This is a genomic window from Listeria sp. Marseille-Q6474 (assembly GCF_946902005.1).
GTDB classification, from domain to species: Bacteria; Bacillota; Bacilli; order Lactobacillales; family Listeriaceae; genus Listeria; species Listeria innocua.
Genome location: NZ_CAMPPS010000001.1, coordinates 596,800 through 609,162 on the forward strand (window position 1 = coordinate 596,800; position 12,363 = coordinate 609,162).

A 12,363-nucleotide genomic window follows, 5' to 3' on the forward strand; every position below is an offset into this window, starting at 1 on the left:
GTCAGCTCTCTTTTTGCATCAACTTAAAAATAAAGTTTGTAACACTTAGCAATCGGTTTTAAAGAATTTAAACCAACTGCTTTATAGACAGCGTTTGTCGCGCGTCGATAAAATCTTAAATTATATTGTTTTGTTTGATAATGCATTTTTTCAAAAAGTACCTTTAAGAATTTTAAATACGCATTACTAAACGCTTTATTATTACTCCACTCAGGATATTCTTTCACTGGTACTTGTAGATAGAAATATCCTAAGGAAACAAGTTCACTTACAAGATGCTTATCATTATCTTCTAGAAAAACAGTAAGGGCCTCAATTGCCTCGGTTGCCTCGGTAAGATTTCCAGACATTAATTGCTTTTGGAAAGTTGGACCTAATTTAGTACGAATCAAATAATTAAACAAGTTCTTATCAAAATCAAGAAGTTCCAGTCTTAAACTTGTGTAGTTATTTTCTAACTTTCGATAAAATTCCCAGCAATCAACCATATCTGTTATTCTATAATTATTTGCAACTTGATTTTTAGCCTCGTTTATTTTTGTTTCTTCTAAAACACTGTGCTTCCAAACCATTTTTGCCTGATGAAAAATATCAATCAAAGTTGTTTCGTTTATCCTCTCCTCAAAATAATTTTTCAAAAAGGATACATTATATAATTGGTATTGTCCCATTTCTTCTAGGAGCATATGAGGATCACGTTCTAAATACGTACTAGTTGGCTTTGGTGTTAATTCAGCTAAGAATTGAAGTGTGTCAGTCATTTCGTAACTATCTTCATTTGGTAATTTACGAAGATGTTGTAAAAATACAGGATTTTGACTAAATAAATGAATATCTGCTCCAACCATGTTTTCGGGGAAGCGAGCAATATAGTCTTGAATTTGTGAAAGGATGTTTTCTTCAGGTTTTGAACAAATAATTAAAAAATCAGCGTTTGACATAGAAATATTATTTTTTATTTGTTCTAAAAGATGAGGACTTCCCCATTTACCACTAGATTCCTTTACAACGAGTTGTTCTATTACTATACTCATATATCCTTCACTTCCTCATTCGCTTTTCCAATATAAGTCTCAACAAAACGTTTCGTTGAATTCCCATCCAAACTACCAACAAATTTCTTTTTAAAGATTTCCAACTCGTCGTAATTATATAGACCACTTTTAACCGCTTCAATAAGCGATGGTGTATCTCTAAACACTTCACCAGGAATGGTCGCTTTATAATCAAAGTAGAAACCACGTTCATCAAGATAATCATCAATATCGTAGGCAAAGAAATAAATCGGTTTGTTCATCAAACTAAATTCGAAAATGACAGAAGAATAATCAGTAATAAGCGCATCACTGAATAACATTAAGTCATTAATATCATTATTTAGCGTTAAATTCAAAATAAACGGATCATCTTCTTCTACATTGAATGAAACGTTTTTAATAACCGGATGGAATTTCAAAATTAAGATATGAGTATCGCCAAGTTCTTTTTTCAACGCTGCAATATCAAGAACTACACTATAATTAAAACGCTCATTCGGTCCACCACGGAAAGTAGGTGCATATAACAATATTTTTTTATCGCGCAATTGCGGATACATTTTCATATATTTTTCTTTTGTATAATTCACATATTCATCATCAAAAAACACATCAGTTCGAGGTACACCAATTGGTTTAATTTGATTAGCTTGTTTTCTAAAAGCTTCCATATATTCCGGAATAATTCCTTCTGAGCTTACAAGCACATCAGTATAAGGGGAATGCGCACGAGTTTCAAATTCTTCTGTATTTGCATCTGTACCTTCCAGCGCACTAAATCCAAATTTCTTAAATGCGCCTGTTGCATGCCATGACTGCACAACATGTGTATTTTTGTTAAATTTCAAACCGTAAATTTTATTGTAATAATCATCTAAAACAATTGTTTTCGTCCGCCCCAGCGTATAATATAGCTGAAACATTTCAAACCAATTCCGATTTTTTCGTAAAAACACATATACTTTTTGAGGCATATTGTTATAAAACATATAATCATAAATTGCTAATAAATTACCTTCCAAAGTGGTGCTACGTTCTGTAGCTAATATCACTTGGTTCTTCTTCCGTGGCATTAATGTAGCAATTCTAAAAATAATCCCTCTACTTATTTTACGAATTAAAATTGGAGCTTTAAACTTGCGTCGAACAATAAATTTAAATGAAATTTTACGAGCATCACGCCAATTATTATTTTCAATTATTTGTAGAGCAGCCTTCATGGGAATTGGGTAAGTTTTTCTAAATGCAATTTTAGCTTCTTCCCCTTGTCGGCTCCATAAATAACCAATTAAATTACGATAGTTTTCTTTATTGTCTTTCGTTATATAACGTACACGCTCAATACTACTAAATAACAAGAAGTATCTAAATGAAGGGATAATATTTAAAAAGTCATCTGATTTTGTTTTCAACCAGTCTAAAGTCATTGTAAAAGCAATTTTTTGGTTCTCACTTTTTTTACTTTCTATTGCTGCTCGCAACGCTCCCCAAAGTTCCACACTAGAAACTCGTTGATAATATTTTAAAGCAACCTCGTAATCAGTGTTGTTTTTTTTCAGTTCTTCTTCACCATAGTCAAAAATCTGGAAAACAGACTTTAAAATACGGATTGGATCTTTATCTACTGATTGAGTTAATGATTGCGATTCACCATCGCGTAAACGATAATAATAAACTACTTTTTCTACTGTATAAATATCCTTAGCTTGCAATAAAGCATGTAAAACAAATGGTTGATCTTCCCCGTAACGAATATTCTCTGGGAAAAATACGCCATCAATTAGTGAATGGTGATACAATTTCGCACAAGGTCCAATTGAATAAAACAACTCAGGATTTTTTAACAAGGTTTTCATTCCCGGTTTAGCAATATTGTATTGAATATGCATTGGTATAAACCATTCACCCTCCGAATTAAAACGCTTAGTTGCTCCAGTAATTAGTTTTGCCCCTGTAGAAATAGCACCATCATACATTAGTTGTAAGGAATAGTTAGGCAGTATATCATCACTATCAACAAAACAAATATACATACCTACTGCAAGTCGTAAACCATGGTTCCTTGCAGAAGCTGGTCCTCCGTTTGGTTGGGTGTATAATTTAAACCGTGGCTTATCTTTTATATATTCGGTTACAATTTCTATTGTTTTATCTGTTGAACCATCGTCAATTAATAACACTTCATAACTATCAAAAGTTTGCTCATGAATACTTTCGAGAGTTTCAAGTATTACTTCTTCCACATTATAAAGTGGCATAATTATGCTTATTCCTATTTCTCGGCTTTGTTCAATTATTTTATTTGAATCTTTACTCATTTATAGACTCTCCCTAATTCAAAATATATGTCACATGTTAATTAGATGTTCTCCATGTTTATATACATAACCTAATATTGGATAGTATTAACGTCTTCTTTTAAAAACATAATACGTTCCTGCAAAAACAAGCATGATACATAAATCAAACATAATATATGCATATTTTGGCATTAATGGTTTTGAGGTTGTATTTGTAACAAAAAAGCCTATGTCTTGGTATTCTTTTTTGTCATCATTAACGTACAAATCGCCATATGGGTAAAGGTCTAAATCATTATCAAAATAGGTTCCTAAAACTAAAGGTTGATTTGGATGGCTATTTTCTACTTCTGAGATTACGATGCGATACCTATTATTTCCTTTAGGATTATCGTTAACGCTCAATTTAAGGTAAGCCTCATTTGGAAAATCTGTACCTTTTTTCTCTTGATTATAAATTATAGTGTCATTAGTTTCATTGATAACTTTTATTCGATATGAACTACTAGCTTCCGGTTTTTTCATCACATATATGTCAATTGAGTTAAAAGGACTATCAGATGTAAATTCTTGTGAAATAGTTTGTTTATTATTAACTGGTAACGCTATATGAGCATAACTTTGCTTAACAATATAATGATTAATTTCTTGTTTATCAGTCGCAATCATTTTTCCACCAAACGCAAGAAATACACTACTTAACAAAAAGATAAGGAAACTCGTAATTAAGAAAGATTTTTTTAACTTGTCTTTTAAAACTACTTTTTCTGTAAATAAACTTTCTATAATAAACTTAAATCCATAAATAGAAGACACAATCATTAATGGAGTTACAAATAATATATAACGCTGATTTGCTTCCCAGATTAAATGAAATAACCAGACACCAACTAAGGTGATATTTATAAAGAAAGATATATCAAGTTCTCTTTTTTTATAAAAACGTAACGCACCTAAACATATTAACAGTAAATTAATGATATGGAACATTTGGGCAGCGAACTCTGTAAAAAAGCGCTTATCTCCAAAGAAATAATCAAATGAAGCTGGATAATCTAATGCAGAATTCGTGTACCACGTATAAGCGCGTGTACCATCTGTCCATGTGTTTATCATTTTATTATTGTATAATTTTAAAAGTCCAATTGGCCCATGCTCTTTTATTCGTTCTTTTATTTTCTGTATGTTCGCTTCTTGTTTCTCTTCTTTTGTTTTGTATTGATTTGTAAAAGCGACATCTTCACTATTATAACGACCTGCTGGATCACCAAGTCCCATCATCACCCAGTGCGTTTGTGGGAATTCTATAGCTAAATTTTTCTTAAAGCCATAATGATTGGATAATGGTGTGAAAACAGCATTTAAACTTACAAAGAAAATTGCTAACACCAGCGTATTTAGCAAGACCTTGCGCCAATTTCTTATGAAACATTGATGAATAATCATCGCTGGTAGTAAAATTATGATATTAGGCTTAATATGATACCCTACAGCAAATAATAACCCGATAATAATAAAATACCACCATTTATTATTTTTCGTATATAAATAATAAAATAAAGTAATAAGTGAAGCAAAAGGTAAGACTAGAGTATCTGTATAAAAATACCAAATATAACCTAGTAATGGCACACAAAATAGTATAATGATAAGATAAATATTCGCATATTTGCTACCATTTTCTTTACGAATAATCCAAAACAATACAAAAATAGTAATATTCATACATAAAAATAGAAATACACTTTCAAGTAAGAATACATTGGAAACCCCAAGCATTCCCCCAAAAGCATATAACCAGTATCGAATAATGGTTATAAAGATATTATTTGGATACATCATAAAGTATTCTTGGCCAGTAGCATGTCCTCCATTTGCCAACATTTTTAAAGTCTCGCCTTTAATTACATAAGCATCAGCATATGAATTCATTTGCAGCGAAACTAATAGATATACTTGGACTGCTAATATCAAAATCACTAAAGAGATGGTTAAAAAACCATCTCCTTTTTTATTTAATCTAGTACTAAACTGGAAAATCCCAATAAGAACTAATAACGCAGCAGCGCTAAGAACTATTAAGACAAAAGGATGTTCAAAAGTAAAAGTTTGTGGTTTGAAAATGCTTAGGCAAAGCAAGTAGCCAAATAGGAGGATAAATAAAGCATTAAAAGTGTAAACTAACTTATTCTTCACTTTACTTACACCAAACTCTCGTTGTTTTTATTTTTCTCGCATTTCATTTCAAAGACATTATCTTCAATTGTAAAACGAGGACGTTCTTTTACTTGTCGGAAAATTTTTCCAATATATTCGCCCAAAACGCCCATACCAATTAATTGTACCCCGCCGAGTAACCAAATAGAAACAATTAATGAGGTCCAACCAGGAACTACGCCCCCGATTATTTTTTGAACAATTGCATAAATACCTAAAACTACACCTACTAAGAAAGTAATAGAACCAATCACTAGCAATAAGCGAATTGGCGCCACACTAAAAGAAGTAATACCATCAACAGCAAATAATAACATTTTCTTTAATGGATATTTCGATTCTCCAGCAAAGCGTTCATTTCTATTATAATAAACTTTGGTAGATTTAAATCCAAGTAATGGTACAATACCTCTAATAAACATATTTTCTTCTTTATAGCGTAAAAATTCTGTTAATGCGCGTTTGCTAAGTAATCTATAGTCCGCATGATTAGGAACCATATTAACACCTAACTTACTCATAATCTTATAAAAAGTTAGAGCAGAATTTCTTTTGAAAAAAGTATCTGTATCACGTTTGTCTCTCACACCATAAACCACATCGAAACCTTCATGATATTTTTCCATAAATTCAATAATTGCATTGACATCGTCTTGTAAATCAGCGTCGATAGATACAACACAGTCTGAATATTCATGTGCAGCTGTTAATCCTGCTAATAAAGCACCTTGATGCCCATAATTACGGCTCAACTTTAGCCCTGATACATGCTCATGTGATTCAGAATATTGTTTTATAAGTTCCCAAGTTCGATCCTTACTTCCATCATCAACAAACATGATTTGACTATTGTTACTAATAGAATCATTCATCACTAATTTTTTTATAATATTCGTTAGTTGTGTTACGCTCTCGCTTAATACCTCTTCTTCATTATAACAAGGCACCACAACGGTTAAAAATGGTTTTTCCACTCTCACTACAACCCCTTACTGATATGCTATTGTATAAAATTCAGTATCTACAGCATATCTTATTTACAGCAGTTTATCAACCATCTGTGCAAAATTTATCAGTGTTTAGCTTCACTTAATAAAAAAAGGCTTTTCATTATCTGCAATTATTCTGAAAACTTTCAACTTTTATCAATTTTGTAGGGAATTTTATTGAAATATGATAAAATAAAAAGTATCATAATTAAATTTTAAGGAGCTAGCGATGAAATTTTATATAAAGGAAATTGAGTTAATAGAATCTAAAACATGGAAGATACATGGTTTTTCAGAAGGAAAAATCAGTAGCATTCAAGCATATTACAACGAAATCCGAGAATATAAACACCCTGAACAAAAGTTAAACATTCCTTTTACTCAAGAAAAAAATTCATTCACTGCAGTTATTTCGATTGACGAACTTGCTGAGTATTCTCTCCCAAATAATGAGACTGCTTGGAAATTTAAAGTGAATGGCGATTATCCATATAATCATTTGATGTCAGATGGACCTATTATTAATCAACCTTTCCAACCATCTAATTCACTTTACCAATATCATTTTGATTTTCCAGAAGGTGTATTAACGCTTATTAGTAGACCAGTGGAACTTTTAGCTTCATTAGAAAGTTTTTCATTAAGCGAAAAATTGATGACAGGTACTATCAAAATTAATTCTTCGCTTCCAGATGGACCGTTTAAAGCAAAGCTACTACTAAAACGTAGACCAACACCTAGCTTTTATTTATTCCATGAGCAAGAACAATCATTTGACTTAGGACTGGTTACAGATAAAGTCGTTAGCTTTTCGATTCCTGTTAAAGACTTAGCAACTAACTTCTTAGTAGATAATACAAATATTTTAGATGCCATGATTGAAATATCGCCTAAAGAAGTAGAGCAAGGATTAACTACATTCCTATCTATTGACGCCGAAAGAAAACCATCCATTCCGAAAGAAGTGGAATTGGCTTCCCCGCACTTTGCTACACTGCGCTCTTATGTCACTGGCTCAAGCAGATTATCCTTCTATTTCAAAAAGAATATTCAAGGATTAGTAAGTGTCAGTCAACTAAAAGAATCAGGTAGCGATATAACTTTACAATTTAAATTAGAAGGAAACTTCCATGAAGGACAAGTTGTAGCAAAACGACTAGATAAAAAAGCAGATGTATTTGAATATCATGTGGAACAAGCTTGGCCACTAAAAAAAGGAATAGGGAAACACTCTGTACGCATTAGTAAAAGTGAATTCTTAGCTGGCCCTAATAACAAAGCATATGCGACATGGGATTTTTTCCTCCGTTCCAAAGATATGCCTGACTTACCTATTCTAGTTCCAAATACAATTGACCTTAGTAATACCAAATTTTTTGATATTGCTAACAAGAAATTCCTAGCAAAACTAACTAAAAATGACTTCAATAATTTGTCATGCTTAACGGCTCCCGCTCCAAAAATTAAAGAAGATATAACTAAAATTGCTGTTATGGGCACTTGTTTTAGTCGCAATGCTTTTAACTCATCTCCTTTTTTCAATCCTGATTATAAAGCATTTTTCGAATGTAGCTTTACGCAGTTTCACTCTTCTATTATTAGTGTAATGACTGAACCTGCTGAGAGTTTTAATTTGGACAAGTACAATGATATGAAACCAGCAGAGAAAACAATCGTGGAAGAAGATTGGAAGAAAGACTTTTTCGTTAACCTAAAAGAGTCTAATTCTGATTATTTCATTATTGATCTTTATCCTGATGTTATTCGTCCAGTCATTTGGTTAAATAAAAAAACGGCAATCACTTTATCATATATTATAGAGGATAGTCAATTACTTAATGACCTTCCTTATGAAAGAATCCTAGATCATATTGATAATGAAGCATTCTTTAATGAGTGGAAAGGTTATGCTGATCAATTTATTGCAAAATTAACAGAAACATTCCCTGCTGATCGAGTGATTTTAAACTTAGGTGGCTTTACAACCTCATATTACGATGAAAATGGAAAAGTAGTAGTCTATAAAAATAAAATGGCAATTGAGAAAAATAATTACTTCTGGGATAGAATAAACAACTACTTCTTGTCGAAACTGCCTGAAGCAAAAGTCATCGATTTTTCAAAGAAATCATATATTGGTGATTTCAACTATCCATTTGGTCATTCGTTTTCCCATTTTGAATCAGCTTATTACAAAGACTTTTTGAAAGAGCTTATTTATATAACTAAATCGTAAGCGAAAAAAAACAGAGTGATTAAAATCACTCTGTTTTTTTATTTAACGTTCAATTATCTAATATTCGTAAATGCTCTTTGGTCAATCCAACCAATTAGTTTACCATCTACGCTCATTTGATAGTAAGTTGCTCGAGTTGTCTTCGCTTCTCGAACTAATTGCACGGTTTTATTAGCATATGAGGTAGATTGTCCTACATTTTTAACACCGATAACTCTATAAGGTGCTGACCATATACCGTTTCCTGTTGGGTTGCTCAATAATGCAGTTTTATTAATTACATTATTGTATTCTAACGTATCATAGACATCAAAAGCTCTTTCATCCAACCAACCTACATTTTTACCATCAATGCTGAATTGGTAATAAATGCCTCGATCTGTTTTAGCACGTCTTGTAATTTTAGCTTGTTTATTGTTGTAGTTTGATGCTGATCCAACTGATTTCACACCGTAAACTTGATATGGCAATGTCCAAACAGTATGGCCACTAACATTCGTTACAACTGCATCACGTACATAAGATTCATCATATTCTATAGTACTATAAGTTTTAAATGCTTTCTTATCTAACCAGCCTACAGTTTTACCGTTAGAGCTAAATTCATAATATGTTCCTCTACTTGTTTGAGCTTCACGAGTTATTTTGACAGTTTTATCTTTATAATTACTTGCTGGACCAATCAGTTTTACACCTACACTCTTATAAGGTGCAGTCCAAACAGCATTTCCCTCGACATTTTCAATAACTGCTTCCATATTTACAGCTTTGTTCGAAGTTATTTCATCATACATATCAAAAGCTTTTACATCTAACCAACCAATTACATTCCCACCTGATTTAAATTGGTAGTAAGTTCCTTTTGGTGTTTTCGCCTCACGGACAATTTGAACATCTTTGTTGGCATATTTTTCAGCTTGAGCGACTAATTTTGTACCAGCAGTCCGGTAAGGTTCTGTCCAAATAGCATTACCTTTTACGTTTTTAATAGTTCCGTCTAATGTAACAGCTTTATTGTACTCAGCTTGGTCATAAAGAGTAATCGCATTTTTATCTAACCAACCGATTGCTCTTCCGCCGATACTAATATTGTAATAAGTACCATGTTGAGTTTCAACAACTTCACTAATTTTAACATCTTTATTCGCATATTGAGTAGCCTGCGCTACAGAGGTTGTGCCTTCTAATTTATATGCTTTAGTCCAAATACCATTTCCTGTTGGGTTAGTAATTTGTCCATCAAGGTTAACAGCTTTGCTAGAAATAACAGAATCATATGGATAGATAGTCAAAGCACGTTTATCAATCCAACCAATTGTTTTATTGTTAATACTAAACTGGTAATAAGTTCCTTTTGCGGTTTGCGCTTCACGTAAGAGTTTTATTTCTTGTTGGGCATAAGTAGTTGCATTGGTTACAAATTCTCGTCCATATACATTATATGGTTTAGACCAAATACCATTACCAGGTGCGCTCGTAATCTTAGCTCGTCCAACGTTTACTTTATCATAATTGACGCTATCGTATATGGTCAGTGCTTTTCCATCTACCCAACCAATTACTTTACCATTATATTTAAATTGATAGTACGTACCTCTTTTAGTTGTAGCAACAGATACTAAATCAATATCTTTGTTAGCGTATGTGCTAGCTGGACTAACAGATTGTACACCTTTAACTTTATAAGGTAGAGTCCAAACACCATTCCCTGTTGGACTTGTTACAGTCGCTTTACCGGAAGTGGATTTTTGAGTAAGAATTTTGTCGTATAAAACATCATATTTTGCTAAATCATAAGTTTCAATTACTCGGATTAAACTAGCAGCATAAGTTGGAGATGTTGCATATCCAGCTTTTTGTAGCTCATTAGCAGCTACTTTATAGTCTGTTGCATCAACTACTTTTTTGTATAAGTTTTTATTCCAAGAAGTTCCATTCACTAATAAAAGTGTATGATCAGTTACAGATTCGTTCCAACTAGGATATTTACGGAACTCAGCATCAATCTTAATCCACTCACCATTCACATATTCAGAGGTTGACATGATAACTGATTGTCCATTGTACTTTCCTTTAATACCAAATAAATTATATCCTTGTGTAGCAAGTCCACTTTTCCCCCAACCGGATTCTAAAATTGCTTGAGCTAAAGTTATACTAGACAACAGATGATATTTTTCTTGAGATGCCTGGGCAGCAGGTGCTATTTTGTCTATAAACGCTTGTTGTGATGCTGTCGTTGCAGCTTGGGCGTCTTTAACAAAGGAATTTTCTCCAGTTAATGAATTCTGTAATTGTCCACTGACAGTTGTCAAACCGTACATTGGGACAACTAGCATTGGAATCATTACAATTTTCATCCACTTTTTATTTATCATTATTCTCCAACCACTCCTTAATTTGTTTACTGTCCTATATTTTACCAAACTTTAAGCCATCGTAAGTTACAGATACATTACAAAATAAAAGAAAGTAGTTTTAAATATATTTTTGTTAAAATTTTAGACAAATTCAGCTTACTTTTTCATAAAAAAACATCCCTCCAATAGAGAGATGTTTTTCTTTTTAGCGTATCGTTATTTCATTGTTGTCTACATATGCAATTTGCTCGACTTGGTTAGTTGAGGTTTCGCTAATTAAACCTTTGAAAGATTTACCAGTTGCTACTAAAGTTCCAAATAATATGGTTAAAACAATTAAAGCTGTTAAAAGAAATTTATCAAACAGAGTTAATCGATACTTGTTAGCATTTGGATTAGGATAAACCTTTTTCTGTGGAGCTTTTTGATGTTCTTTGTGTTCTTTTTGATATTTTTTCTTGTAGTCATTTGGTTGTTTGTTAAACCATTTTACAAATTCATCATATTTTTGAGCAACTTCTTTCGCCTCGCCCATTTCACGTATTTCGCCGTGATGCATCCAAATGATTCTGTCACATAAACTTTTAACTTGCCCAAGTGAGTGACTGACAAATACGATAGTTTTTCCACGTGCTTTAAATTCATTTATTTTATTAACACATTTTTCATAAAAAGTTTGGTCCCCTACAGATAAAGCTTCATCAATAACCAGAATATCAGGATTAGTATGCACGGAAATTGCAAAACCAAGACGTGAACGCATACCACTCGAATAGTTTTTAATTGGTTGGTTAATGAAATCACCAATATCAGCAAATTCAATAATACTAGGCATTAGTTTGTTAATTTGAGAACTTTTCATACCATGCATAAGTAATTTTAAGCGGATATTCTCATAACCGGTCAGCGGGCCTTTTAACCCTACTGCAATGGCAATTAATGAAGTTTCCCCGTTAATAACAACTTCTCCTTGTGTTGGCGGGATAACACCTGACATAATACTAGAAATAGTCGACTTACCGGAACCATTAATCCCAATCAGACCAACTGTTTCACCATCATGAATATCAAAAGAAACGTCTCGTAAAGCCCAAAAGGATTGCATTTTTTGACTTTTCGGCATGAACAAGCCTTTAATCTTATCTGATTTATTTTGATAGAGGTCATATTCTTTCGACACATGTTTAAATGCTATTTTAATATTTTTACCCATCTGTCTAACCT

Annotated in this window: 7 protein-coding genes; 1 reads left to right on the plus strand and 6 read right to left on the minus strand. The window is 32.4% G+C overall.

What is annotated here, in order from left to right; translation table 11 throughout:
• Positions 1–23 precede the first annotated feature (23 nt).
• The 4 genes from OC533_RS03005 to OC533_RS03020 all read right to left on the minus strand — a co-directional run bounded on the left by OC533_RS03005 (position 24) and on the right by OC533_RS03020 (position 6,528).
• Entirely contained in the window at positions 24–1,034 is a 1,011-nt protein-coding gene (locus OC533_RS03005; RefSeq protein ID WP_194323355.1) for a hypothetical protein, read from the minus strand.
• Positions 1,031–3,355, minus strand: coding sequence for a CDP-glycerol:glycerophosphate glycerophosphotransferase (locus OC533_RS03010; RefSeq protein WP_160463972.1), 2,325 nt, complete (start codon positions 3,353–3,355; stop codon positions 1,031–1,033). Before OC533_RS03010 ends, OC533_RS03005 begins: the two co-directional genes overlap by 4 nt.
• 87 nt (positions 3,356–3,442) lie before the next feature.
• A complete protein-coding gene (locus OC533_RS03015; RefSeq protein WP_153648230.1) occupies positions 3,443–5,533 on the minus strand; it encodes a glycosyltransferase family 39 protein in 2,091 nt (696 codons plus the stop codon).
• Between the two features lie 5 nt (positions 5,534–5,538).
• Positions 5,539–6,528 carry a glycosyltransferase family 2 protein gene (locus OC533_RS03020; RefSeq protein WP_112119756.1) on the minus strand — a complete coding sequence of 330 codons (990 nt, stop codon included), beginning with the start codon at positions 6,526–6,528 and terminating at the stop codon, positions 5,539–5,541.
• Positions 6,529–6,772: 244 nt separating this feature from the next.
• On the opposite strand from OC533_RS03020, the gene OC533_RS03025 reads away from it, so the two are divergent.
• Positions 6,773–8,779 carry a DUF6270 domain-containing protein gene (locus OC533_RS03025; protein ID WP_262265221.1) on the plus strand — a complete coding sequence of 669 codons (2,007 nt, stop codon included), beginning with the start codon at positions 6,773–6,775 and terminating at the stop codon, positions 8,777–8,779.
• Positions 8,780–8,832: 53 nt separating this feature from the next.
• Here OC533_RS03025 and OC533_RS03030 read toward each other — a convergent pair whose 3' ends face one another.
• The gene (locus OC533_RS03030) at positions 8,833–11,157 is read right to left on the minus strand and encodes a GW domain-containing glycosaminoglycan-binding protein (RefSeq protein WP_194323353.1); all 2,325 of its coding nucleotides are present in this window, start codon (positions 11,155–11,157) and stop codon (positions 8,833–8,835) included.
• A gap of 187 nt (positions 11,158–11,344) precedes the next feature.
• A complete protein-coding gene (gene tagH / locus OC533_RS03035) occupies positions 11,345–12,352 on the minus strand; it encodes a teichoic acids export ABC transporter ATP-binding subunit TagH (protein ID WP_010990735.1) in 1,008 nt (335 codons plus the stop codon).
• Positions 12,353–12,363 lie beyond the last annotated feature (11 nt).

Coding starts and splice junctions, on each gene's coding strand:
- tagH (WP_010990735.1), bottom strand. CDS start 12,352: ATGGGTAAAAATATTAAAATAGCATTTAAACATGTGTCGAAAGAATAT.
- OC533_RS03030 (WP_194323353.1), bottom strand. CDS start 11,157: ATGATAAATAAAAAGTGGATGAAAATTGTAATGATTCCAATGCTAGTT.
- OC533_RS03025 (WP_262265221.1), top strand. CDS start 6,773: ATGAAATTTTATATAAAGGAAATTGAGTTAATAGAATCTAAAACATGG.
- OC533_RS03010 (WP_160463972.1), bottom strand. CDS start 3,355: ATGAGTAAAGATTCAAATAAAATAATTGAACAAAGCCGAGAAATAGGA.
- OC533_RS03005 (WP_194323355.1), bottom strand. CDS start 1,034: ATGAGTATAGTAATAGAACAACTCGTTGTAAAGGAATCTAGTGGTAAA.